The organism is Ruegeria sp. AL7 (assembly GCF_056536105.1).
Genome location: NZ_JBQFJF010000001.1, coordinates 2,782,518 through 2,807,907, shown reverse-complemented (window position 1 = coordinate 2,807,907; position 25,390 = coordinate 2,782,518). Strand labels below are relative to the sequence as shown.

Genomic DNA, 25,390 nt, shown 5'->3' with positions numbered 1-25,390 from the left:
CAACTCGCCAGCTATTTCTCATTACATACGGGAGAGGACCGATGTCCCCCAAGACACTCTATGACAAGATCTGGGATGCCCATGTCGCGCACGAAGCCGATGATGGAACCTGCCTGCTTTATATCGACCGCCATTTGGTGCACGAAGTCACCAGCCCGCAGGCATTTGAAGGGCTGCGCATGGCAGGCCGTAAAGTGCGCGCGCCGGAAAAAACCATCGCTGTACCGGACCACAACGTGCCGACCACACCGGACCGCGTGAATGGGATCGAAAACCCGGAATCACGCATTCAGGTCGAGGCGCTGGACAAGAACGCCAAGGATTTCGGCATTCACTACTACCCGGTGAATGACGTGCGCCAGGGCATTGTCCACATCGTTGGACCGGAACAGGGTTGGACCCTGCCGGGTATGACCGTTGTCTGCGGCGACAGCCACACAGCGACCCACGGTGCATTCGGCGCGCTGGCCCACGGCATCGGTACGTCCGAGGTTGAGCATGTTCTGGCCACGCAAACGCTGATCCAGAAGAAGTCCAAAAACATGAAGGTGGAAATCACCGGCAAGTTGCAACCGGGCGTGACCGCCAAGGACATCACTCTGGCTGTGATCGGTGAGACCGGCACTGCTGGCGGTACCGGCTATGTCATCGAGTATTGCGGCGAAGCGATCCGTGATCTGTCGATGGAAGGTCGCATGACCGTCTGCAACATGGCGATTGAAGGCGGGGCTCGTGCCGGCCTGATCGCGCCGGATGAAACAACGTTCGACTATGTCAAAGGCCGCCCGCACGCGCCGAAAGGGGCGCAGTGGGAAGCGGCTCTGACATGGTGGAAAACGCTTTACACCGACGAAGACGCGCATTTCGACAAGGTCATCACTCTGCGCGGCGAAGACATCGCGCCGGTCGTGACCTGGGGCACCAGCCCCGAGGACGTTCTGCCGATCACCGCAACCGTCCCGAACCCCGAGGATTTCGAAGGCGGCAAAGTCGATGCAGCCCGCCGCTCCATAGAGTATATGGGACTGAAAGTCGGCCAGAAGCTGAGCGAAGTTGAGATCGACACCGTCTTTATCGGCTCGTGCACCAACGGCAGGATCGAGGACCTGCGAGCCGCCGCCGAGATTCTGAAAGGCAAAAAGATCAAGGACGGCATGCGCGCCATGGTCGTTCCGGGCTCGGGCCTCGTCCGCGCGCAGGCCGAAGAAGAAGGTCTGGCGGATATCTTCAAAGAAGCCGGTTTCGAGTGGCGTCTGGCAGGATGTTCGATGTGTCTGGCGATGAATCCCGACCAGTTGCAACCGGGTGAACGCTGCGCCGCGACTTCAAACCGCAACTTCGAAGGCCGTCAGGGCCGGGGCGGGCGTACCCACCTGCTGAGCCCGGCAATGGCCGCCGCAGCGGCAATCACAGGACGGCTGACAGACGTTCGTGAAATGATGTAAGCTACCCTCATAACTGGATATTTGAGGGATTGAAGACATGAGTGACTGGACAAAATGGCTATTGCTTGGACTTCTGTCCATCGTGTTCGGCATCTTTGTGCTGGGCGCACCGGTCGTGGCATCAATTACCGTGACGGTGTTCACAGGTGTATTGCTGTTGATTTCGGGCGCATTGCAGGTTGTTGGCGGCTTCACAGTCGAAGGGACCGGCAACAAGATACTGTCACTTATCATGGGTGTCGTGATGCTGTTTCTGGGCTGGTCCTTTCTGGATCACCCACTGCAAGGAACGCTGACACTGGCAACCGTCTGCCTGATCCTGTTCATGGCTGGCGGCATTGCCCGCGTGATCCTGTCGTTCCAGATGCGTGGAACACAGTATTTCTGGGCGACGCTGGTCTCGGGCATCATGTCGATTGTTCTTGCAATCCTGATCTGGCGCTTTGCTGCAATGGACCCTTCAGTGCTGCTGCAATTGCTGGGCATCCTGCTGGGGATCGAGATGATCTTTAACGGGCTCGGCCTTGTCTTCATGGCGTTCTTCGTCAAGGACGCACCAAAAGAAACGAAACAAGCTTAACGCGGGGTCTGGGCGCGGCCCTCTCCCGCAGGAGTGTGAACATGGATAAGTTTGAAAAAGTCCACGGGGTGGCCGCCCCAATGCCGCTGATCAATATCGACACCGATATGATCATCCCTAAAGTGCACCTGAAAACCATCAAACGGTCGGGCCTGGGTGTCGTTCTGTTCGACGAGATGCGTTATCACGATGACGGTCAGGAGAATGAAGAATTCGTCCTGAACAAGCCCGCCTATCGCGAGGCCGAGATTCTGGTTGCTGGCGACAACTTCGGCTGTGGGTCCTCACGCGAACACGCGCCCTGGGCGATCAAGGATTTCGGCATCAAGGTCGTGATCTCGACCAGTTTTGCCGACATCTTCTTCAACAACTGTTTCAAGAACGGCATTCTGCCGATTGTTGTCGGGGCAGAACACCACGCGATCCTGATGGATGATGCGCATAAAGGCGAAAACGCCCGCATGACCGTACATCTGGAAGACCAGCAGATCACCACATCGGACGGCGTCGTGATCGATTTCGAAATCGATCCTCACCGCAAGCACTGCCTGCTGAATGGTCTGGATGATATCGGGCTGACGATGGAAAAAGATCATCACATCGACAAGTTCGAGGATCACGCCAGTCAGGCCCGCCCCTGGGTGTGATTCTGGGGACGAATCTGTGGATACTCAACCTGACGGGGTCGCCAAGGCGGCCCCGCTCGCATTCTTGGGGTTGATTTTTCGAAAACCACAACATGTGGATATCAATTTGAGATACACGTCGGATTTGCGTCGAAAATGATGCAATACCGCACCAGTTGCGCCATCTTTTTGCCCGAAATCCCGTGTTTTCTGCACCTCGGCTTGAGCAAAATGCCGCTTATCGTTCATGTTGACGCTGAAGAGGCATCCGTCAACGTCAGACGAAGCGACGGGCACAAGTTGGAAACAAGTCGACAAAGATCGGCTGATCCGGTTTGAAAAAGGGTTCGGATAGTGATTGCGCGCACAACAGGGGCGGCGATACGCGGTATACTTGTTGCACTTATGGTGCTGACACCTGCGTTGTACCTGCCTGTCTCATCTACGAACGGGACCGAGATACTGGTCTTTCTCGCGATCCTCGCGTTTATCCTGACCTTTGCCGAATACAATTCCGCCTTTCCCAGCTTCATCGAATTCCGCGACGCGCCCCCGGTCAATCGCCTTCGGTTTGTCGGCCTGATGTCGATGGTCACCTTTCTGACGCTGATCTGCAAAAACGCCTTTGAACCAACGCAGTTGACCACATTCTCTTATTCGGTTGGTTTGGCTGTCGCAAATGTGGTGGACTTCCCCTATTCTCCGGTGCGCCTCATCGTGTTGATGTTGCCCCCGGATGCCAGCCACGCCTTGATTGAACTGGTCCGCATCACGGCCAGCGTGGCTTATGTCGCGGCATTGGTCACGATTGTCAGCTTTGCCTATGCGGTCAGGGTTCGGGGATGGCCAACCGGAAATGGCGCCTTCAATGTTTGGACAAACCTGCCGCTGTTTGACCCGACCAAAGGGGGCGATGTCGTTACGCGCCTTCAACGGGATGGCCGCCTGAACATCTGTATCGGCATTCTGCTGCCATTCCTCATTCCGGCGATAATCAAGTTGATGAGCAGTGTGATCGCCCCGATCTCTCTCGGGAACCCACAGACCTTGATCTGGACCATGAGCGCATGGGCCTTCCTGCCCGCCAGCATGATCATGCGCGGCATGGCGACCCTTAGGATCGCGGGCTTGATCATGGAAAAACGCCGCGCTTATTCGACCAGCGAGTCAACACAGGCCGCATGATCCGCACCCTATGTCTGCTATTGCTGCCCTTTGCGGCACAGGCAGAGGTCGTGCGTATCGCCACCTATAATACCGAGCTCAGCGAAAAAGGTCCTGGCCTACTGCTTCGCGACATTCAACGCGATGACGCGCAGGTTCTGGCCGTTGTTGACGTTATTGCATCGGCACGCCCTGACATAATCGCCCTTCAGGGTATCGATTGGGACCTGAACAATACTGCTGTAATCGCCCTGACCGGGAAGCTGCGCAACGCGGGGCTTGATTACGGATATTACCTTGCCGCACAACCCAATGCCGGGCTGGAAACCTCGCTTGATCTGGACGGTGATGGCAAGACCCAAGGCCCCGGCGACGCCCAAGGCTGGGGGCAGTTCACAGGTCAAGGTGGGCTGGCGGTGTTGTCGCGATACGAAATCATCACCGCTGAGGTTCAGGATTATTCCGAGCTGTTGTGGCGGAGTTTACCGGGCGCCATCCTGCCTAGAGCAAACGGGCACCCCTTCCCGTCTGACGCGGCACATCAGATACAACGCCTGTCTTCGACCGCACATTGGGTTGTACCGATCGAAACCCCTTATGGGCGGCTCAATCTCATGACCTTTCATGCCGCGCCACCCGTTTTCGATGGGCCCGAGGATCGAAACGGATTGCGCAACCAGGATGAGATCAGGCTCTGGTCCGTTTTACTGAACGGTGAACTGAGGCCAGTTCCCAAAGGTCCCTTCGTAATCGCCGGCGATGCCAACCTTGACCCAACGCGTGGAAAGGGCCGTAAACAGGCCATTCAGTCCCTTCTGGCCCATCCGCGTTTGCAAGACCCGCTGCCGAAAGACCCGTCAGGTTCGACCTCAACGGTCGCGTGGAAGGCCACGGGTGAAATGCGCGTGGATTATGTGTTGCCGTCGGCCGACCTGCGCATTTCGGATGCCGGTGTAACGTGGCCGGAAGAAGGCACCAAGCTATACGAATCCGCCCTGCGCGCCAGCAGGCACCGATTGGTCTGGATTGACGTCACCCTGCCCTAAGGCGTGACCGACTCTCCGTTCGCATAGGGCAAAGACACAAGGCTGGGTGAGATCGCAGAACGCAATGCATCATCCAGATCTGTCTGATGCACGGAACCCAGCAACTCGGTCAGGTACGATCCGTCCAACTGATGTGGCACCTGCCACAGGTACCGCATTTCAATCAGGTGTGAGGACATGCGCCAGAATGGTCGCGCCAGCTGCAATGGCCACCATTGCATAGGCTTCACGGATATGTCCCGCCCGGTCACTCTCGTCAGAGACTGCGCGATCTCAGCTCCGGTCAGGGTGTAGCCAGCAAAAGGAACATCGCAGAACCGCGGCAGATCCTTTCGGATTTCACATAGCGCGACGGCAGCTTGGGCCAGATCAGGCAGATAGGCCCAGGCGTGCGGGGCCTCCGGATCTCCGGGATACACGAATTGATTGCGCGACAGATGCTTGATCATGACCTGATCGAACCAGTTTCCAGATGCCTCAGTGTCAATGAAATCGCCTGCTCGCAGAAGGATCGTTCTGACGGTTGAAGCGCGATACGCCTCCTCCATTTCAATCCGGATACGGCCAAGCGGATTGGTGGCCAAGTGCGGTGTAAGGCCGGACCATGGGCCTTGCGTGTCCACTCCAAACACATAGACGTTGCCGGGAACCAATACGGTGGCTCCGGTCTCGGACGCGGCGTCTATCACGCGTCTGGTCAGGTCGGGCATTTCACGCGACCAATCAGGATAGAGCGGGTTCCACCCATTTACGATGACATCCACCCCTTTTGCCGCCTGGGAAAGAGAACCGGACCCGCGACGGAATGTCTGCACGGTCCAACCCGCATTCCGAAACGCCTTTGCAGCATTGCGCCCAAACCGGCCCGACGCGCCGAGTATCAGAGCAGTTTGTGTCATTGATGCCTCCTGTTTCAGACCAATCTATCCATTCAATGCACGTATGGAATTGCCGGGAAATGTAGAATGTGTATTCAATTATGAATGGATAAAGCACTGACACATGCGGATTGGTCTCTGATCCAAAGCTTTCTGGCCGTGGCCGAAACAGGATCCCTGTCTGCCGCTGCTCGGCACCTTGATCGCAGCCAACCCACATTGGGGCGGCAAGTACAAAGCCTTGAGACCGAACTGGGCGTATCCTTGTTCGACCGGCACGCGCGTGGCCTAAAACTGAGCGTGGCAGGTTCCCAACTCTTGCCAATGGCGCAGCAAATGCACAGCGCCATGACTGCCTTCAGCCTTGCCGCCGCAGGGCAGTCGCAGCAGCTTGAAGGCTCGGTCCGCATCACCGCTTCGGTCTTCGCGTCGCATCACTTGCTGCCACCGATTCTGGCGAATATCCGAAGGCAGGAACCCGCCATTCAACTTGAGCTGGTCGCCACCGATACCACGGAAAACCTGTTGTACCGCGAGGCAGATATTGCCGTTCGCATGTATCGCCCCGCGCAAATGGATATCATTTCGCGTTATCTGGGTGAGGTGCCGTTATGCTTCTGCGCGGCCAGGTCCTATCTCGACCGTAAGGGACGCCCCAAGACACCCGAGGAACTTTTTTCCCACGACCTTGTGGGGTTTGACGCCAATCAGGAAATCATCAAGGCCATGCGCGAAAAAGGATGGCCCGCAAGCCGCAACAGTTTTGCGACCCGCTGCGACCTGCAAAGCGCCTATTGGGAACTGATCCGCGCGGGATGCGGCATTGGCTTCAGTCAGGTCCAGATGGCAGAAGCCGACCCGGATGTCGAAATCTTGCCGCTGGATGTTGAAATCCCGGTTCTGCCCGTGTGGTTGGCTGCGCCGCAGGCCATGCGCCAGACCCCACGTATCCGCAGGGTCTGGGATTTGCTGGCAGAAGGGCTCAAGGCCAGCCTCTGAGGATCAAAGTGGGCCCGTATACGTTCCGCACGCCGGGTAGTTATTGCCCAAAGTGAACTTCAGACCACCCGCGATATCCGACATCGACGGACGTCCAAAAGGCGTGGTCTGCTGCCACCCAAAATAAAGCGTCCGGTCAAGTGCGATGTAAAAATGTCCGGGTTCCGCAAACAGGTCTGGTTCGGCACTGCCTTCGCGCCTGGTCGAGATGTTCAGCCCCCAACCCTCCCGTGCCTCAGACAGGGGCAGGCTGTGGCCTACACGCAGGCGGGAAACATTGGCTTTTGCTGCGGTTTCAGCGGCACGTTCGGCGGTATCGGTGGTGATCATGATAACCTCGACACCCAGCGCCGCGAAATCGTCCAGCGCCGCCTCGGCCTCGGTCATCTGCCTGATGCAGATCGGGCAATGCAATCCGCGATATTGAATCACCAGCGTTCCGTTTTCGCCCTTGTTGGTCTCGAGGTCGAAACTGCCATGGGCGACAGTTTCAATTTTCAGCGCAGGAACCAGATTTCCGGGTGTCAGCATGTGTTTTCCTTGTGTTTTGACAGGTCTGTCTCATTGACCCGATGCTGCGCAGACGCTAGGGCCTGTGCAACAAAACGCAAGGAGACCCTTCATGCCCAACCCCTCGCTCCTCATCCTGCCCGGAGACGGAATTGGCCCAGAAGTTATGGCCGAAGTGCGCAGAATCATCGATTGGTTCGGTGCCAATCGTGGTCTTCAATTTGACGTGAGCGAGGACCTGGTGGGTGGTGCCGCCTATGACGCCCACGGCAAGCCTCTGTCCGATGAGACCATGGCAAAGGCGCAAGAGGTTGACGCGGTTCTGCTGGGCGCCGTCGGCGGTCCGAAATACGACGATCTGGATTTCAGCCTGAAACCCGAACGTGGCCTGCTGCGCCTGCGTAAGGAAATGGACCTGTATTCGAACCTGCGCCCCGCGCAGTGTTTTGACGCGCTTGCCGATTTCTCTTCGCTGAAGAAAGACATCGTTGCCGGTCTGGATATCATGATCGTGCGCGAACTGACGTCGGGCGTCTATTTCGGTGAGCCGCGCGGCATCTTCGAGGAAGGCAACGAACGCGTCGGCATCAACACCCAGCGTTACACCGAATCCGAGATCGAACGCGCCGCGCGCTCGGCTTTTGAACTGGCAATGCGCCGCAACAAAAAGCTGTGCTCGATGGAAAAAGCCAACGTCATGGAATCGGGCATCCTGTGGCGCGAAGTCGTCACCCGCGTCGCAGCGGACTACCCCGAAGTTGAGCTGAGCCATATGTACGCTGACAACGGCGCGATGCAGCTTGTGCGCGCACCGAAACAGTTTGATGTGATCCTGACCGACAACCTGTTCGGTGACATCCTGTCCGACTGCGCCGCGATGCTGACCGGGTCGCTGGGCATGTTGCCTTCGGCCTCTCTGGGCGCGCCGATGGCTAATGGTCGGCCCAAGGCAATGTATGAACCCGTCCATGGCTCGGCCCCGGATATCGCCGGTCAGGGCAAAGCCAACCCGATCGCCTGTATCCTCAGCTTTGCTATGGCCCTGCGCTACAGCTTTGATCAGGGCGAAGAAGCGGATCGTCTGGAGGCCGCGATCGAGAAAGTACTGGCCGATGGTGTACGCACCGGCGACCTGCTTGCAGATGAGGGCGTTCAGCCCGTATCAACCACTGAAATGGGCGACGCGATCCTTGCGGCCTTGGATGCCAGCGTCTGAAACACGAAACAGCGAAATGACAAAAGGCGGTGCCCGATGCACCGCCTTTTTCGTTTTTTCCCTCAGAGAAGGCTCTAGTTTCCACCGAAAATATTCTTCAGAAGATTGTTGATATCATCGGCAAAGCCTCCGCGCTTTCGGCGCGGTTGTGGCTGTGCGACCTGAACCGGCGGCGCTGGTGCCATCATCGGCAAGGGTGTCGGTGTCATCCCTTCGGTGACTCGCAGCATGGTTTCTCTCCAGATTTCCGCGGGCAAACCTCCACCGGTCACACCAGATAGGGGCGTGTTGTCGTCGTAGCCCATCCAAACGCCGGTTACGTAATCCGCAGTAAACCCGATGAACCATGCATCCCGCGCCGCCTGGGTTGTGCCCGTTTTGCCCGCCACCTGCCAGCCGGGCAACTTGGCCCGTCCACCTGTGCCCTCGGACACCACACGTTCCATCATCCATGTCAGCTGTTTGGCAGCCGCGTCGTTAATCACCCGTTCACCGATACCGGTTGTCGTAACCATGACAGGTGCTTCATCACCCAGTAGCTTCAACTCGGTCAGGCCATAAGGTTCAACGGCAGAGCCGCCGTTCAGAATACCTGCATAAGCCCCCGTCATCTCAATCAGCGTGCTTTCCGACGCGCCCAGCGCCAAGGCCGGACCTTGCGCCAGATCGCTGGCAATGCCAAAACCACTGGCCACGGTGCGGACGTTATCCAAACCCGAAATCTCGGCAACTTTCACCGCCGGAATATTCAGCGAGTTCTTCAACGCATCCGCCAGTGACACGCGCCCGTAGTACTTGTTGGTATAGTTCTTGGGGCACCATTGACCGGACCCGGGAATGTCCACGCAGTAAGGTTCATCCATCACCGTATCCAGCGGCGAATAGCCGAGTTCCAGCGCGGTGGCGTAGACAAAAGGTTTGAAGGACGAACCGGTTTGGCGCTTGGCGATGGTGGCCCGGTTGAACACCCCGGCAACCCGTGTTTCTCGGCCGCCGACCATGGCTCTTACCGCTCCGTCCGCGGACATAACCACGATGGCCGCCTGCGCCTTGGAGCCTTCGCGCACCTTTTCCTGAAAGATGAATTGCAAAGCCTCTTCCGCCGATCGCTGAATCCGCTGATCCAAAGTCGTCTGAATCACAACATCTTCGGTTGTGTTGTCGCCAAAATAACTGGGAAGTTCCGAAACAACCCAATCTGCGAAATAGCCGCCCGCTCGGGCAGCAGCCGCTTCAGACAGTTGCGCCGGGCGCGTACGCGCTTCGCTGGCTTGTGCGGCGGTCAGATATCCCTGATCCTCCATCAGACCGATAACCAGCCGCGCCCGATCCTGAGACCGTTGCAGGTTGTTGGTCGGCGCATAGCGTGTAGGCGCAACCAGCAGACCAGCCAGCATCGCGGCCTCTGCGGGCGAAACCTCGGCGGCAGATTTTCCAAAGTAGCGCTGGCTTGCGGCTTCGAACCCACGCGCGCCTGCGCCAAGAAAGGCGCGGTTCAGGTAGATCGTCAGGACCTCGTCCTTGGAGTATTTCACCTCCATTGCCAGCGCATAGACAGCCTCCTTGGCCTTGCGCCACAAGGAACCCTGACGGCAGTCGGCCTCATACGCGGCCTCGGAATCCCAATCGCTGGGATCATAGGGAACACCCAGACACAGCAGTTTCGCGGTCTGTTGCGTGATCGTCGATCCGCCATGCCCGGACAAAGGCCCGCGGCCTTCTTTCAGGTTGATGCTGACCGCGCTGGCGACACCACGCGGGCTGACCCCGAAATGCCGGTAAAATCGTTTGTCTTCGGTTGCGACAACCGCGTTTTTCAGATGCGGAGACACGGTATCGGCCGTGATCACGCCACCAAACTGATCACCACGCCAGGCAAAGACCTTGCCGTCACGATCCAGCAAGGTCACGGACCCCCGCGCACGCCCATCCAGCAAGGCATCCACATCCGGCAACGTGGCGTAGACGATACCCACCGCCAGCGCGAGCAGCATGGCCGAAATCGCACCGACACGCCAGGTCAGGCCCCAGATCAGCCGCCAGATCCACCGGAACAAACGGCGAAAGATACCACCGCCTTTGCCCCCTGATGACTTGCGGGTTTTCCTGCGTGTGGTTTTGCGCGTGGCCGTTTTGCGCGCCGTCGATTTCTTGCCCGCCGCGCATTTGGTCGCCGCCGGTTTTCGGCCCTTTGAAGGGTACCGTCTATCCGCGACCAATGTCGGCTTGCGGCGCTTGGACTCAGTCATGCTCAAACTCTGCCCGGTTATACTTTTTGGTCACCATACCTCGACAACCGCAGTATGTAGAGGTCCGAATTTCCGGAATTTCCCCTCTCTATAGTGCTCAATTATTAGTCGCAACGGCTGTGTTGTGCAAAAATTGTGCAACTTCGCATTATTTTCCGACAGGTTTTGGCCCCGAAAGCGTTTCTTACTGCGCCGCGGCGCGCTTTTTTTCTGCAGGTGCAAACAAGCCGGTCCCACCGGACAATCAGAGGGGAAAGACGTGAAACTGATCATTGCGACAATCAAGCCGTTCAAGCTGGAGGAGGTGCGCGAAGCACTGACCGAGGCTGGCGTGCGCGGCATGATGGTAACCGAGATCAAGGGCTTCGGCTCACAGTCCGGTCACACCGAAATCTATCGTGGTGCCGAATATGCGGTGAACTTCGTGCCCAAGATCAAGCTTGAGATCGTGGTGCCTGCGACAATGGCCGACCAGATCGTCGAGACCATCACCAAAACCGCCAAAACCGGCAAGATCGGTGACGGCAAGATTTTTGTCCTCGATGTCGAACAGGCGATGCGTGTGCGTACCGGGGAAACCAACGAGGACGCGCTGTAAGTGCGCCCACTCACAATCATTCGAGGACTGACAATGAACCTGATGAAATCTCTCATCCCTGCCGCCGCCATTGTTGCGCTGCCGCAGATGGGTCTTGCGCAAGAGGCCGCCGCAACCGGCGAAGCGGCACAGCACACCCAGTATATCTTTACCACGCTTCTGTTTCTGATGGCGGGCTTTCTTGTTTTCTTCATGGCTGCAGGTTTTGCCATGCTGGAAGGCGGTCTGGTGCGATCCAAGAACGTTGCCATGCAGATGATCAAGAACGTGGCATTGTTTTCATTTGCCGCAATCATGTATTGGCTGATCGGATTCAACCTGATGTATCCAGGCGACGGCTGGTCCATCACGGGCTGGCTTGGCCCGTTCTTTTCGACCACAACGCTTGATGCGGTTGGTGTTGCGCCGGCGGATGCGGCACTGGACTATGCTTCGGTCGGTTCAGACTTCTTCTTCCAGCTTGTGTTCGTGGCCGCGACCGCATCCATCGTTTCCGGCGCCGTGGCGGAACGGATCAAGCTTTGGCCTTTCCTGATCTTCGTCATCGTGCTGACAGGCATCATGTACCCGATTTCCGGTTCATGGAAATGGGGCGGCGGCTGGCTGGATGCCAAGGGCTTCTCAGACTTTGCCGGTTCGACCATCGTACACTCGGTCGGTGGCTGGGCTGCGCTGGCAGGGGCCCTTATCCTAGGCCCGCGGATCGGCAAGTACAAAGATGGCAAAGTTCACCCGATGCCCGGCTCTAACCTGGCACTGGCGACCCTGGGAACGTTCATCCTGTGGCTGGGTTGGTTCGGATTCAACGGCGGCTCGCAGCTGGCGATGGGAACCGTGGGCGATGTATCGGACGTGTCACGCATCTTTGCCAACACCAACATGGCCGCGGCTTCGGGCTCGGTTGCAGCGCTGATCCTGACCCAGGTTCTGTACAGGAAGCCTGACCTGACGATGGTGCTGAACGGCGCACTGGCCGGTCTGGTCTCGATCACGGCCGAGCCGCTGGCCCCGACCCTGTTCGGTGCCCTGTGGATCGGCGCCGTGGGTGGTATCATCGTGGTCTTCGCGGTCCCGATGCTGGACAAGCTCAAGATCGATGATGTTGTCGGTGCCATCCCGGTTCACCTGTTCTGTGGCATCTGGGGCACCATCGCCGTCATTTTCTACGGTGACGCGAGCCTGGGCTCGCAGCTTCTGGGCATCGTCGCATACGGCGTTTTCACCTTTGTCGGCGCACTGATCCTGTGGGCGATCCTGAAATCCACCGTCGGCATCCGTGTCAGCGAAGAGGATGAGATCAACGGCCTCGACATGGCTGAACTGGGAATGGAAGCATACCCCGAATTCTCGAAAGGCTAAGCCTTGCCTTCACCTGACAAAAAACCCGGGCGTTCGCGCCCGGGTTTTCGTTTCAAATGTCGCGTCTGCGTCTACACCCCGACATCCACTATTGCTTTGGCCAAAATCGGCACAGTCGCTGCGTTCAGCCCGGCAATGTTCAGGCGACTGTCGCCGACCATGTAGATACCGTGTTCAACGCGCAGTTTCTCGACCAGTTCCGGGGCCGCACCCAAGCGCGAGAACATGCCGCGGTGCTGGGCGATGAACCCAAACCGGTCGGATCCGGCCAGACGCTGCAACTCGTCAGCCAATTGCTGGCGCAGGCCCAGCATGGACAGGCGAACCTCTTCCAGCTCAGTTGCCCAGTCTGCCCGCAACGCCTCATCCATAAGAATGGTCGTCACCACGCGCGCGCCGTGATCCGGCGGGAAGGAGTAGTTCTGGCGATTCAAAAACGCCAGCGTGGCCTGATTCAACGCCGTTTCAGCCGCGTTGTCACTGACGGCCATCAGCAACCCGGTGCGCTCACGATAGACGCCGAAGTTTTTCGAACATGACGCCGCAATCAGACATTCCTTTACCGATGACGCCACCAGTCGCACGCCTTGCGCATCCTCTTCCAGACCGTCACCAAAGCCCTGATAGGCAATGTCGATCATCGCAACGAGGCCCAGCGCATTGATCAGGTTCACGACCTCCTGCCATTGCACCATGTTCAGATTGGCACCGGTCGGATTGTGGCAGCAGCCATGCAGCAAAACCACGTCACCCGCTTTGGCGGTTTTCAGGTCTGCGATCATCCCATCGAAATCGACGCCCCGGGTCTCTTCATCGAAGTAACGATACTGAACCGTTTCCATCCCAAGGTAATTCAGGATCGACAGATGGTTGGGCCAGGTCGGGTTCGACACAAACACACGTGCCGAAGGGTTCGCCATCCGGATCAACTCGAACGCCTGACGGCAGGCACCGGTGCCTCCCGGTGTCGCCACTGCGGCGATGTTGCCGCGTGGCACAGAAGTACCCAAAATCAAACCGATCATCACATCCGCATAGGCCGGATCACCGGCCAGACCGGTATAGGCCTTGGTTTCCTGTTCTTTCCAGATGCGCTGTTCGGCGGCTTTCACCGCGCGCATTACCGGCGTCACGCCTTCGGCATTCTTGTAGACACCAACACCCAGATCGATCTTCTGATCGCGCGGGTCTTCGCGGTACATCTGCATCAGCGCCAGAATCTTGTCGGCGGGCTGCGGTTTCAGGTTCTCGAACATCAGTTCTCTCCGGTTGCGACGGGCAGGGTCGGGAAGGCACCCCATTCAGCCCAGGAGCCGTCATAAAGCGAGTGGTCTTTCTTGCCCATGCGTTCCAACGCAAGGCTGAGAATCGCGGCCGTGACGCCAGACCCGCAAGAGGTGATCACCGGTTTCGACAGATCGACACCTGCAGCCTCGAATATGGCGCGGCAGTCCTCGGGCGACTTCATTGTTCCGTTGGCGTTCAACAACTGCCCAAAGGGCACATTCCGCGAGCCGGGAATATGGCCCGAACGCAGCCCTTCGCGCGGCTCGGGTGCGGTTCCGGCAAACCGGTCGGCCGAGCGGGCATCGATGATCTCGTGATCTGCCAGCTTGGCGGCGGCGGAAACTTGCGTGACGTCCCGGACAAGCTGGTTTTGCACGCGAACAGTCATGTGGCGGTCGCGAATGACCGGAGGCAGATCCTCGATCTCGCGCCCCTCGGCCTGCCATTTTGGCAACCCCCCATCCAGAACCGCGATGTTTTCCTGCCCCATAAGACGGAACAGCCACCAAACGCGCGCTGCGGACATCAGCCCGGCACCATCATAAACCACAACCTGATGACCATCACCGACACCCATGGCCCGCAGGCGTGACATGAATTTTTCGACCGGTGGTGCCATATGAGGCAGGTCGGAACGGTGATCTGATATCTCATCAATATCGAAGAACCGTGCTCCGGGGATATGCCCGGCATCATATTCGGCCTTGGCATCACGGTTTTGCGCGGGCAAATACCACGACCCGTCCAGAATCCGCAGATCCGGGTCTTTCATATGCGCGGCCAGCCATTCGGTGGATACGAGGGTTTTTGGATCGTCCTGCATCAAAGCCTCCCCTAAGCGAGCTTGGGGTTTCCCTATACCCCGTGGCATGGGCGTTCAAGGCTGGATAGCGCTAGCGCTTGTTGACCTCAGGAATTATCGCGCCTTGCGCAGGCGGAAATGCTGGATGATGCCGATGACACTGATCACAATCCAAAACCCTTCGATCAGCATCGAGGCCAGATTGAAATTCTCAAGCAGCGAAAAGACGATCAGGACAGACCCCAGCAGGTTGATCACCGGAAAGGCCAGGTCATCGGAATTCATCATCCGCATCTGCGTCGCGAAATACGCCGCCACCACGATCAGCGCCCCGAATGAGCCGATGGCATCCACGATGGTAAGTGTGTCAAAGATAGCCGTCATATCTGGGCCGTGCCATTTTCAGGAGATTCAGTGTGTTGCGCATAGTGATGCATGTTTAGAAACGCGGCTCCTTGCGAACCGGCGCGATACCCGTGCGGCAGGTCCGCAGCAAAGCGCAACCCCTGCCCGGCCTGTAAGGGCACCCATTCCTCGCCACGCAGAATTTCCAAAGTACCGCTGAGGACAAATACTTCCTCGGTCACCCCGGCGGCATGAGCCGGGGATTCGTGGCTTTGGTTCGCGGCAAGGTTCACGTGAAAAGTCTCGGCTCCCAGTGCGGGATCGAAGGGAAAGACGATCTTGACCTCGATACTGCCGGGAAAGGTTACAGTCTGAAAGACCGATGGATCGCCCAGCGTTGTGTCGATCAACCCGCTGAGCGGTATCTGAAAGCCTTTGGCGATTTTCCAAAGCGTGGCGATCGTTGGGCTCGATTCGCCGCGCTCAATCTGGCCAAGCATGGCTTTGCTGACCCCGGTCATCTCGGCGACTTTGGACAGGCTCAACCCCGAAGCTGTCCGCACATCCCGTAATTTCAGCGTAATGTCGTCCATAGCCATACCCGCGCCCTGCGATTTACCTTGTACGTTATAACGCACATGTGCTACGTGCGCTATAACGTACGAACCCCGAATTATGCAACCCGAGGCAACAGGGAAAACAGCATCATGCCAATGTACCGATCCAGAACCTCTACCCATGGCCGCAACATGGCTGGCGCACGTGGCCTTTGGCGGGCCACAGGTATGGGTGACGACGATTTCGGCAAACCGATCATCGCCATCGTCAACTCATTCACCCAGTTTGTGCCGGGTCACGTGCATCTGAAGGACCTGGGCCAGATGGTCGCGCGCGAGGTCGAAGCCGCAGGTGGCGTGGCGAAAGAGTTCAACACGATCGCCGTGGATGACGGTATCGCCATGGGCCATGACGGGATGCTGTATTCGCTGCCCTCACGCGAAGTGATCGCGGATTCGGTCGAATATATGGTCAACGCCCATTGTGCGGACGCTATGGTCTGCATTTCGAACTGCGACAAGATCACTCCCGGCATGCTGATGGCCGCCATGCGTCTGAACATCCCGGCCATTTTCGTCTCAGGCGGTCCGATGGAAGCGGGCAAGATCGACATCGCCGATCTGGAAGCCAAGAAGATTGACCTTGTGGACGCTATGGTGGCCGCTGCGAACGACAAGTTCACCGACGAACAGGTTCAGCACATCGAAGAAAACGCCTGCCCCACATGTGGTTCATGTTCGGGCATGTTCACCGCGAATTCGATGAATTGTCTGGCTGAGGCGCTGGGTCTGGCCCTGCCGGGTAACGGCTCGACTCTGGCGACGCACGCAGACCGCAAAGAACTGTTCCTTGAAGCCGGCCGCAGGATCGTCGAGATTACCAAGCGCCATTACGATCTGGATGAAAAAGGCTTTCTGCCCCGTGAGATTGCCACCTTTGATGCGTTCGAAAATGCCATGAGCCTTGATATCGCCATGGGTGGATCGACCAACACGGTGCTGCACCTGCTGGCCATCGCGCATGAGGGTGAAGTTGACTTCACCATGGCCGATATGGACCGCCTCAGCCGTCGTGTTCCCTGCCTCTGCAAAGTCGCGCCCAACACCGAAAATGTGCATATGGAAGACGTCCACCGTGCCGGTGGTATCTTCTCGATCCTGGGTGAGCTCAGCCGTGCGGGCCTGCTGCACAACGAATGCAGCACCGTGCATTCGGCCACGATGGGAGAGGCGATTGCCAACTGGGACATCACCATCGCCAACAACCCCAAGGCACAGGAACTGTTCAAGGCCGCCCCCGGCGGTGTGCGCACCACACAGGCGTTCAGCCAGTCGAACCGGTTCAAGGAACTGGACACTGATCGCAAGGGCGGCGTGATCCGGTCCAAGGAACACGCGTTCAGTCAGGACGGTGGTCTGGCGGTTCTGTTCGGTAACATCGCCCGCGACGGCTGCATCGTGAAAACCGCTGGTGTGGATGCCAATATCCTGCAATTCACTGGCTCGGCTTACGTGTGCGAAAGCCAGGATCAGGCAGTCAGCGATATTCTCACTGGCAAGGTGAAAGAGGGCGACGTGGTGGTGATCCGCTATGAAGGCCCGCGTGGCGGTCCGGGGATGCAGGAAATGCTGTACCCGACATCCTATCTGAAATCGAAGGGTCTGGGCAAAGCCTGCGCCCTGCTAACCGACGGGCGGTTTTCGGGCGGAACATCCGGTCTGTCGATCGGCCATGTCTCGCCCGAGGCGGCTGAAGGCGGAGAGATTGGCCTGGTCCAGAATGGCGACACGATTGAAATCGACATCCCCAACCGCTCGATCCATCTGGCCGTGTCAGATGAAGAGCTTGCCGCCCGGCGCGAAGCACAGGACGTAAAAGGCTGGGTGCCTGCTGCGCCGCGCAAACGCAAGGTGTCTACCGCGCTGAAGGCCTATGCCAAGCTGACCACCAGCGCGGCAAAAGGTGCCGTACGCCAAGTCTAAACTGACACATTACCGGTCTGCTGACGCGGCAGACCGGTAAGCCGATCATGCACAGGCGCTCTCGGGCCAACCAGAGCAGATGTTTCGCAAGAAACGTTGACAGAGGACGAGGCATCCAGCCTTAAGATCAATCGCCCAGCTTGGCGTGAATTTCGTCCAGATCGATTTCGCCGATCGGCATCTTGTTGGCCGGGTTTTCGAAATCGTATTTGAACAACTCGAAATCCTGCTTGTAGATCTCATAGACCAGATGCATCGACAGGTCGTCGAAATAATCCTCGACCGGATGTGCGCGCTTGGGGCCATGGCCTTCGGATTCGTTGAACCGGGGTATTTCGGACAGCGAAACTGAATGCTTCAGCTTGGTATTGTCCAAGACACCCTGCATCCCGTCGTTGAACGCTTCGGTCCAGAAGATCCGATCATAACGGCCACCGTTCACGATGAAGGTCGACACGTGACCAGACATGGCCGACCAGTGAATGTCCGGGTCCATCGGGCGTCGCCAGCGGATGGTATCCCGCGCAAACAGCAGGAACCGGCGAAAGCTGGCGATTTGGTCAAACTCTCCCTTGCCATCGTCACCGCCCACCTCGATCCCGTAATTGTAGATCAGCGTTGGCACCAGATTGCCACGATACCGTTTGCCGTTGCGCTGGATCCCGCAGATCTTGTCGAAAAACGAGCTCAGAATACGCGTGTATGGGTTGCGCACACAGGTAAAGGAATACGAGGCATGATCGCGCACATTTTTGGAAATCAGATCCTGGCTCTGATCAAAGGCCCATTTGTGCATACCATCCTCGGCGTCATGGATGTCACCGTCAAAGAACTGGCCGTGATCCGAATAATACATGATCTGCCCAATGGTCGAGCAGGCGCATTTGGGCACGACGCGGTACACCATGCTTTCGCTCTCGGTCATCCAGGTACCGGGAAAACCCATCTGCTGTGCCTCCTACGCTGGTCTGGTCTCAAACCGATATGCCAGCTTTTGATAACAAGGAACCAAAATTATTCTGTTTATTCAATCGCTCATCCTCAGTATCACGGTTGAAACCGGGCAGAAACGGAAATTACCTAACCTCGATGGCGAAGATTGCCTATATATTGTTGTGCCATAAGGACCCTGATGCAATCATTGCACAGGCTGAACAGCTGACTGCTGCGGGCGATTGCATGGCGATCCACTTTGACGCCAGCGCCAGCCCCGAAGCTTACGGGCGCATCCGTTCCGCGCTGGCTCAAAATCCGAACGTGACCTTTGCAAAAAGGCGCATCAAATGCGGCTGGGGAGAGTGGTCGCTGGTGCAGGCCACGCTGAACGCCTTGCAGGCCGCCGTCGAAACCTTCCCCCGCGCCACGCATTTTTACATGCTGTCCGGTGATTGCATGGCGATCAAAACGGCAGAATACACCCATCGATTTCTGGATGATCACGACAAGGATTTCATCGAAAGCCACGACTTTTTCGAAAGCGACTGGATCAAGACCGGCATGAAAGAAGACCGGCTGATCTATCGCCATTATTTCAATGAACGCACCCAGCCGAAACTGTTCTACGCTGCCTATGAAACGCAGAAGCGTTTCGGGCTGACGCGGCGAATTCCCGAAGACGTTCAAGTGATGATCGGCAGCCAATGGTGGTGTCTGCGCCGCCGAACGGTCGAAATGATTCTGGACTTCCTGCGACAGCGCAGGGACGTGATCCGGTTTTTTGCGACCACCTGGATACCCGATGAAACCTTCTTTCAAACGCTGGTACGCCATCTGATCCCGAAGGGTGAGATCGAAAACCGTACTCCGACATTTCTGATGTTTTCGGATTATGGAATGCCCGTCACGTTCTACAACGATCACTATGACATGCTTCTGGGTCAGGACTATTTGTTTGCCCGCAAGATCAGCCCAGAGGCGCATGAGCTGAAAGAGCGTCTCGGCTCACTTTACGCGAGTGAGGGCATCGACTTTTCCATCTCGAACGAGGGGCGCAGTCTGTATGCGTTTCTGGCCGGCCGGGGGCGCATCGGGCGCCGGTTCGGGCAACGTTTCTGGGAGGCCGGAAGTGTTCTGGGCCCCGACCGAGAGCTGTTTGTGATCGTGTGCAAGAAGTGGCATGTCGCCAAAAGGCTGGTCGATCAGATCGCGTCTGAAACAGATATCCCCTGCGTCGAATACCTGTTTAACGAAGAGGAAACTCAACTGCCTGATCTGGGTGGTATTGAAACGACGCTGACCAAGCGCTCGCGCCATCGGCGGGCTGTTGTACGAATGCTTTTCGAAAGTTTCGGATCAGACCAGTTGGTTCTGTGCCTCGACCCGGCCAATCTGGACGTTGTTCAGGATTTCAGCGGTGATCAGGCCAAAACCCATGTGCTTGAGGTCGAATGCGAATACTCGGACGAATACCTGATTGGCCACGCGCGGCGCGTCGGATTGGCGGGTGACAACAGCCCGGTTGAGACTGTTTCCCATCTGCTGCCGACACTTCGCAACGACCTGAGTTACGAGTCCCAACAAATCCGCGCCGCCGGTTTGGACAATTACCTGCGACTGCGGGAAACCGCCCAGCGCGCCGAAAACATAGCTGTCATATCCGAATTTCTTGGGGTGGACAAAGAAAAGGCCGACGCGGTGATGCGGCTGGACTACCTGTTCGCCGACTAAACGGAAAGTCAGCCTGACATCCGACAGCTTTTCGGCCCCCTTTGCTGCATTGGGTGCACCGCATATTTGCCTGTCGGAAAGGACAGCCTAAAACCCAACATCACTGCCATCGTGATTTTTATTCAAAAATCGGATACTGTGCAGCCAATTGGGCCAATTTGCTTATACTTTTTCTCTTTGGCAGGCCGGCCCTGGCCAGTGAAAGGCAAAAACAGACGCGTCCTTAATTCTGAATGACGGGTATCTGCGCATCGAAAACCCGAAAGCCCCTGCTGGCCGCAATTAGACATTTGAAACGCAACTCCGGGGGGAACAGTTGTGCTTATAGATCAAATTGAAACATCCAGATCATATATCCCAAATGACGCAGACTGGAACCTGATATACAAGGTTCTGCCGGGCGAGGCCAAGATTGCCGACCCGTCAGTCATCAACCGTCATTTCGAATGTATCGAGGTGACCGACAACACGGTTCTGCCAGCAAGCGGCATGTATGTTGTTCTGCGCGGTGTGGTTCAGCTGCGGCAGAACGGTAATCCTTTGGCCAGCGCGGATGTCGGTGACTATTTCTATGAAGAGCACCTTCAGATATCAGACATTCCCGTCAGCCTCGAAGCGCTCGCGCTGGACGGATCGCGGGTGGCTTTTCTGTCCAGCGAGAACTGGCGTCAGATACCAGAGGAAATCCGGCAACCCTGCTTCGCCACGATGTTCGGCGATCTGGTCAGTGTTCAATTGCAGAACTTCCAGCAGCCGATCAATTGTTGCAGCGTGACGGCTGCCGCCCTCAGCATGTCCGCGTTGGGCTTCAGTTGCGAAGTGAACGACATTTTCCGTGAATGCGCGCTGCCTTCGTCTTTCGTCGTCAATGACGGTATCTCACTGGGTGAGCTGTTTGACGTCGCGTGTACCTACATTCATTCGCAGGGCCTGCGGGACAGGGTTCAGGTTCAGGCCTATTTCATGGACGAGGACACGACAAACGTGCAGCTGTTGCTGGATGCGATTGACGAATCCAACCGGCTGGGTGGTGACAACGATATTCTGGTGGCGAATTTTCAGGTCGGCGTCGCCCATGGCAAAGCGAATATGCCGGGCGGGCATTTTGCCGTAATCGCCAAGTGCAACCCAAGCACTGGGCTGGTGCACATGATGGACGTACATCCTGAGAAATACGGCAAGCTTTGGGTTACAACCGCAGACCGGCTTTGGAAGGCGATGTCGGACCGTGACGGAACCTCGATGCGGTCGCGTGGCATTTTGCGCTTCTCGGCGCGTGCCGCGGTCAAGACGCATCTGAAGACATTCAAGCAACGATGCAACTATGTCGACAGCACGCTCTATCTGGCAAAAGACCCCAAGAAACGGCGCAACCTGTTCCGCCGCGCCACTCCGAACATGAACTCCTTGGGGGTGTTGGTGGAAAGCCTGGCCATTCACGGCGATGACAAGGTGGACGAAGACGAGCTGCTGCGGGCCACCGAAGCCTCTTTCACGGATGTTGTCTCACGGGTGGCCACGGCCGCGGACATGCACGACATGGCCCAGAAATACCTGAACGGGTCCGAAAACGTGCACCTGAGCAGTTCACTTCGCAGTTTCGGAACGCGCGAGGACACATCGATCGATACCCCCGAAGACTGGTTCAAGATGCAACTTCAGGGCCTGGACGCCATTGCGGACCGTCACCTGATGATCAATATCGACTTTAATCGGGTCACCGGGATCGAAGCCATCCGCCCACCAGTAAACGTTTACCGGGAAACCGCGTTGCTCGAAGAATTCTGGTGCCTCTGTATCGCATATGATGAAGCAACCGACCTTGTGACGATCGTCGACATGAGCCCCGCAACGTCACAGGTCTGGCAAGCCCCTCGCGGCAACATCTTCCGCGGGCTGCGCGATCTGGAAAACCCGGCGTTGCTGGTGATCGAAACGGTTGAGCCGCCCGAAGACCCCGGAGATGTCACCAGCATTATCCGGAACAACCCCATGGTTCTGTTTTATGAAGATGAAGACCCATGGTCCTACATGCTCAGAAGTGTTCTTTCGAACATCGGTGCGACCAGCGTAAAGCAGGTAGATGTGGGCGGTCGCGACCCCAACGCGATAAAGATGCGACGTCAGCTGATATCTTTAGGTGAAAAACCCAAAGTTCCCTACCTGTTTTTCCAAGGCCAATGCATCAGCAAAGGCGAAAAGCTGGAAGACATTGTGGACATGATCAAGGCGGGTCACCTTCAGGACCGCATGATCGAAGCGGGTCTTCCCGTTTCCAAGCTTGAAGAGACGCCCAGCCTGAACAAGAACATGTTCGGCTATCCCAAAGGTGTGATGAACCAGGTAAGCAGCGGCAAACGCAACGTGCTGCTTTGTGCCTGCGGATCATCAGCGGCAGACAAGATCCCCGAACTGGTTGAGCGCATCGTCGACGCCGGACACAATGTCAAACTGATCCCTTCCACTTCGGCCGAGAAGTTCTTTCGGGACTTCGGCGCTGAACGGATCGACGCCAAGATCACCCATAACGACTACTACCGCGACGATGATGAATGGAACTTCCGTTACATGGAATTCGACATGCCGGTGCGAGCGTCTCATCTGGCGCTATGCGACTGGGCCGATTGCGTGATCGTCGCTCCTATCACCTGCAACACCATGGGCAAAGTGGCAAACGGGATCGCCGATAACCTTCTGACCTCGGTCTTTGTGGCGTGGCAGTACCAGAAGAAGCCCGTGATCCTGTGCCCGGCCTGTAACACGAATATGTGGAACAACATCACCACCCAGAACAATGTCGCAAGACTGAAGACGCTGGGCATTGATTTCATAGGTCCCCGGGAAGGCCGGCTGTCAAACGGTCGGATGGGGATTGGCATGATGGCCACACCTGACCAGATCATGGAAGCATTGGGCGAAGCGTTCGAAGAACTGGACGACCAAAAATACCGCGTGTGCAAATGGGCCCGAGAGGCTGCCGCCGCTGATGATATCAATGAATGGAAACGTGTGTTCCGCGCCATCGATGAAGGTGTCGTGGGCATCAATATTGTGGACGAAGCCCACGGCGATTCATTGCTACATTATGCGGCCGGTGGCGAAGGAGAATTGAACGAAGGTGGTCACGATCTGGGCAAGCCAGATTATGAAGCGGCACAGGATTTGATTGACCGCGATATCGACGTCAATATCGTCAACGACCACGGTTTCACGGCATTGCATGTGGCTGTGATGAACAAAGCCCCAAGGATGGTCGACATCCTGTTGCGCGCCAAAGGCATGGATGCAACCTCGTGCATTAAATTTGTTCAGGGCATGGATATCACACCCGAAATCCAGACCATGCTGGATGCTTGGGCGCGAGACCACAACCTTAAGATAAAAGACGCAGAACAGGGCCGTGACGAAACCTTTGTTGCCGTTCAGGAACCCACCTATCTGTATTTCACATACGGCTCCCTGAAACAGGGGTTCCCGAACCATGAGGCTCTCAGCCGGGTCTTGAATGACTTTGTCGGGCCTGCCCGCACGCGGCAACCAATGCCACTGATCGTTCCAAACGAACCTTTCTGCGACAATCCGAACTGTGGCTTCCTGCACCGAATGGCGACCCTTGTCGATCAGCAGGGCATGGGCAAACAAGTAAGCGGAGAGGTTTACCGGGTGACGGAATCGGGCCTGCACGAACTGGACAAACTGGAAGGTTATCATGGTCCGGGCTCACCCAAGAACGTCTATATCCGCAAAAAGATCAACGTGATCGTGGATGGGGTGATGAAACCCGCCTACGCCTATGTGATCGCCGATCCTGAAAAGTACATGCAAAACTGGCGTGACGGAAAATCAGATGTTATCAGCGACTACACGCTGGATATGGCGCAGGGTGAACCCAAGCCCGGATTCGAGCCGGCTATCTAGTTTTCCGCTGTGCTGACTGGTGGCGGTTTCGGGCTTTCCTTGGAACTGAGATTATAAGCCGTGATCACCACCATACACAGCAGCACGAACGGCCAGAACCCGGCCTTGGGAATAAGGTTGTCCCGATAGTGGATGATCCGCAACGATGTCTCAACGTCGGACGCAAACAGGTATGTATTGACCGAAACTGCCAGCAGCATGAAGTACATAAGGAAAAAGAACGACTCCATGTAGATCACGGGAGAGCCCGCGAACCCTTCGCGCAACTGCACATGGGCCAGCAGGATCACGAAAAACAGAACCGAGCATGTTCCGATCACGCTGGAGGTGCTGAAATCGTGCCGATCGGCCAGCCCCTCGCGGCGCGTGACGGTCATCAGCGCCCCGAACAGCAGCATTGTCACGACAAGCAGCGGGACCATGTGCACGATAAACGCGTTTGCGAAATTGCGTTTGATGACAAAGTTATAATGCAGTTCGGGCATGTTGGTTTGATAGGTGTTCTGAGCGATGCCCAACGTCGTATCCAGGTTTGACAGCTTATAGTCGAAATAGGTGTTCTCGCGTTCCCACGTGCCCATCACGATCTGACTGTCGATGCCGAAAATATCATCCGGCCCGGTCGCGGTATAAGCCTCAAAGTCGGGAACCAGCGCAATATTGACGTCAAAAGATGCGGGCCAAACGCGCACCCAGACCGTTTTGTGATCAAAGGGGTAACGGGTGTAGTCAAAGCTCTGACGAAGGGTTTGTTCAAAGTACCACCCGATCAGTAGGCCATCCTGTTGCGGTAGCCGATAGGCCTCTTCGATCAGGCCATTTGCTGTATCGACCGCTTCGGGCAGAAGGAAACCGATCTCGCCCTCGGCTGGACGGATCTTGTCATGTTCACCTTCGACGTAATGCTGCCAGATGTAGCCGGTGACCTGAACGTCGCTGGCACCAAGAAAGCTGAACGATTTGATGAATATCCCCGTTTTGACGCGGTAATCTGGTGCTGAGTCCAGCTCATCCAGAAAGGCATCCACCGATGCCTGATCCGGAAGCTGCGTTGGATCCCCCTCAAAATGGTTCAAGTCGATCCAAAGCCTGAGCAACAGACCGGCGAGCCCAAGGGTCAGCAAGCCAGAAATCAGCCACACCTTTCTTTCTACACTCATT

22 protein-coding genes are annotated in these 25,390 nt (G+C 56.9%); 12 read left to right on the top strand and 10 right to left on the bottom strand.

Going from position 1 to position 25,390, the window contains the following annotated elements:
* Window positions 1-41 precede the first annotated feature (41 nt).
* Genes leuC through leuD form a run of 3 tightly spaced genes read left to right on the top strand, consistent with a single transcriptional unit; the run spans window position 42 to window position 2,672 of the window.
* The gene (gene leuC / locus ACR3E2_RS14065) at window positions 42-1,445 is read left to right on the top strand and encodes a 3-isopropylmalate dehydratase large subunit (protein ID WP_480483887.1); all 1,404 of its coding nucleotides are present in this window, start codon (window positions 42-44) and stop codon (window positions 1,443-1,445) included.
* Window positions 1,446-1,482: 37 nt separating this feature from the next.
* Window positions 1,483-2,025: an HdeD family acid-resistance protein gene (locus tag ACR3E2_RS14060; RefSeq protein ID WP_480483886.1), complete on the top strand. Its 543-nt coding sequence runs from the start codon at window positions 1,483-1,485 to the stop codon at window positions 2,023-2,025.
* A 41-nt stretch (window positions 2,026-2,066) separates the two neighbouring features.
* Complete coding sequence (leuD, locus tag ACR3E2_RS14055) at window positions 2,067-2,672, top strand: 3-isopropylmalate dehydratase small subunit (protein ID WP_480483885.1); 606 nt, start codon at window positions 2,067-2,069, stop codon at window positions 2,670-2,672.
* A 24-nt stretch (window positions 2,673-2,696) separates the two neighbouring features.
* Here leuD and ACR3E2_RS14050 read toward each other — a convergent pair whose 3' ends face one another.
* Complete coding sequence (locus ACR3E2_RS14050; RefSeq protein ID WP_480492785.1) at window positions 2,697-2,900, bottom strand: hypothetical protein; 204 nt, start codon at window positions 2,898-2,900, stop codon at window positions 2,697-2,699.
* 105 nt (window positions 2,901-3,005) lie between these two features.
* Between ACR3E2_RS14050 and ACR3E2_RS14045 the strand changes: the two genes are divergently transcribed.
* Complete coding sequence (locus tag ACR3E2_RS14045) at window positions 3,006-3,836, top strand: hypothetical protein (RefSeq protein ID WP_480483884.1); 831 nt, start codon at window positions 3,006-3,008, stop codon at window positions 3,834-3,836.
* Entirely contained in the window at window positions 3,833-4,861 is a 1,029-nt protein-coding gene (locus tag ACR3E2_RS14040; RefSeq protein WP_480483883.1) for an endonuclease/exonuclease/phosphatase family protein, read from the top strand. Before ACR3E2_RS14045 ends, ACR3E2_RS14040 begins: the two co-directional genes overlap by 4 nt.
* Here ACR3E2_RS14040 and ACR3E2_RS14035 read toward each other — a convergent pair.
* Entirely contained in the window at window positions 4,858-5,760 is a 903-nt protein-coding gene (locus ACR3E2_RS14035; RefSeq protein WP_480483882.1) for a Rossmann-fold NAD(P)-binding domain-containing protein, read from the bottom strand. The genes ACR3E2_RS14040 and ACR3E2_RS14035 overlap by 4 nt on opposite strands.
* Before the next feature lie 84 nt (window positions 5,761-5,844).
* On the opposite strand from ACR3E2_RS14035, the gene ACR3E2_RS14030 reads away from it, so the two are divergent.
* Window positions 5,845-6,738, top strand: coding sequence for a LysR family transcriptional regulator (locus ACR3E2_RS14030; protein WP_209599231.1), 894 nt, complete (start codon window positions 5,845-5,847; stop codon window positions 6,736-6,738).
* Window positions 6,739-6,741: 3 nt separating this feature from the next.
* Here the strand turns inward: ACR3E2_RS14030 and ACR3E2_RS14025 are convergent, their stop codons facing one another.
* Window positions 6,742-7,269, bottom strand: coding sequence for a redoxin domain-containing protein (locus ACR3E2_RS14025; protein ID WP_480483881.1), 528 nt, complete (start codon window positions 7,267-7,269; stop codon window positions 6,742-6,744).
* Between the two features lie 91 nt (window positions 7,270-7,360).
* On the opposite strand from ACR3E2_RS14025, the gene leuB reads away from it, so the two are divergent.
* On the top strand, window positions 7,361-8,464 hold the full coding sequence (gene leuB, locus ACR3E2_RS14020; RefSeq protein WP_209507247.1) for a 3-isopropylmalate dehydrogenase: 1,104 nt from the start codon (window positions 7,361-7,363) through the stop codon (window positions 8,462-8,464).
* A 74-nt stretch (window positions 8,465-8,538) separates the two neighbouring features.
* Here leuB and ACR3E2_RS14015 read toward each other — a convergent pair whose 3' ends face one another.
* A complete protein-coding gene (locus tag ACR3E2_RS14015; RefSeq protein ID WP_480483880.1) occupies window positions 8,539-10,713 on the bottom strand; it encodes a transglycosylase domain-containing protein in 2,175 nt (724 codons plus the stop codon).
* A gap of 259 nt (window positions 10,714-10,972) precedes the next feature.
* Between ACR3E2_RS14015 and ACR3E2_RS14010 the strand changes: the two genes are divergently transcribed.
* Together ACR3E2_RS14010 and ACR3E2_RS14005 are read left to right on the top strand one after the other, a co-directional pair.
* Window positions 10,973-11,311 (top strand): P-II family nitrogen regulator, encoded by a 339-nt coding sequence (locus ACR3E2_RS14010; RefSeq protein ID WP_209507249.1) that lies wholly within the window; start codon window positions 10,973-10,975, stop codon window positions 11,309-11,311.
* Between the two features lie 33 nt (window positions 11,312-11,344).
* A complete protein-coding gene (locus ACR3E2_RS14005; protein ID WP_480483879.1) occupies window positions 11,345-12,670 on the top strand; it encodes an ammonium transporter in 1,326 nt (441 codons plus the stop codon).
* A gap of 71 nt (window positions 12,671-12,741) precedes the next feature.
* Here the strand turns inward: ACR3E2_RS14005 and ACR3E2_RS14000 are convergent, their stop codons facing one another.
* The 4 genes from ACR3E2_RS14000 to ACR3E2_RS13985 form a co-directional block, all read right to left on the bottom strand.
* Window positions 12,742-13,926 (bottom strand): amino acid aminotransferase, encoded by a 1,185-nt coding sequence (locus ACR3E2_RS14000; protein ID WP_480483878.1) that lies wholly within the window; start codon window positions 13,924-13,926, stop codon window positions 12,742-12,744.
* Window positions 13,926-14,780, bottom strand: a complete 855-nt coding sequence (sseA, locus tag ACR3E2_RS13995; RefSeq protein ID WP_480483877.1) for a 3-mercaptopyruvate sulfurtransferase — start codon at window positions 14,778-14,780, stop codon at window positions 13,926-13,928. The genes ACR3E2_RS14000 and sseA overlap by 1 nt, the downstream gene beginning before the upstream one ends.
* Window positions 14,781-14,873: 93 nt before the next feature.
* Window positions 14,874-15,143, bottom strand: coding sequence for a CBU_0592 family membrane protein (locus ACR3E2_RS13990; RefSeq protein ID WP_480483876.1), 270 nt, complete (start codon window positions 15,141-15,143; stop codon window positions 14,874-14,876).
* A complete protein-coding gene (locus ACR3E2_RS13985) occupies window positions 15,140-15,703 on the bottom strand; it encodes a helix-turn-helix domain-containing protein (protein WP_480483875.1) in 564 nt (187 codons plus the stop codon). Before ACR3E2_RS13985 ends, ACR3E2_RS13990 begins: the two co-directional genes overlap by 4 nt.
* A 108-nt stretch (window positions 15,704-15,811) precedes the next feature.
* Between ACR3E2_RS13985 and ilvD the strand changes: the two genes are divergently transcribed.
* Window positions 15,812-17,644: a dihydroxy-acid dehydratase gene (ilvD, locus tag ACR3E2_RS13980; protein ID WP_480483874.1), complete on the top strand. Its 1,833-nt coding sequence runs from the start codon at window positions 15,812-15,814 to the stop codon at window positions 17,642-17,644.
* A gap of 127 nt (window positions 17,645-17,771) precedes the next feature.
* Here the strand turns inward: ilvD and ACR3E2_RS13975 are convergent, their stop codons facing one another.
* A complete protein-coding gene (locus ACR3E2_RS13975; RefSeq protein ID WP_480483873.1) occupies window positions 17,772-18,590 on the bottom strand; it encodes a sulfotransferase family protein in 819 nt (272 codons plus the stop codon).
* A gap of 143 nt (window positions 18,591-18,733) precedes the next feature.
* Here ACR3E2_RS13975 and ACR3E2_RS13970 point away from each other — a divergent pair, with 143 nt between their 5' ends.
* Window positions 18,734-20,311, top strand: coding sequence for a DUF5928 domain-containing protein (locus ACR3E2_RS13970; RefSeq protein WP_480483872.1), 1,578 nt, complete (start codon window positions 18,734-18,736; stop codon window positions 20,309-20,311).
* Window positions 20,312-20,629: 318 nt separating this feature from the next.
* The gene (locus ACR3E2_RS13965; protein ID WP_480483871.1) at window positions 20,630-24,229 is read left to right on the top strand and encodes a flavoprotein; all 3,600 of its coding nucleotides are present in this window, start codon (window positions 20,630-20,632) and stop codon (window positions 24,227-24,229) included.
* Here ACR3E2_RS13965 and ACR3E2_RS13960 read toward each other — a convergent pair.
* Entirely contained in the window at window positions 24,226-25,389 is a 1,164-nt protein-coding gene (locus ACR3E2_RS13960; protein ID WP_480483870.1) for a hypothetical protein, read from the bottom strand. The two genes, ACR3E2_RS13965 and ACR3E2_RS13960, sit on opposite strands and share 4 nt — an antisense overlap.
* Window position 25,390: the final 1 nt, after the last annotated feature.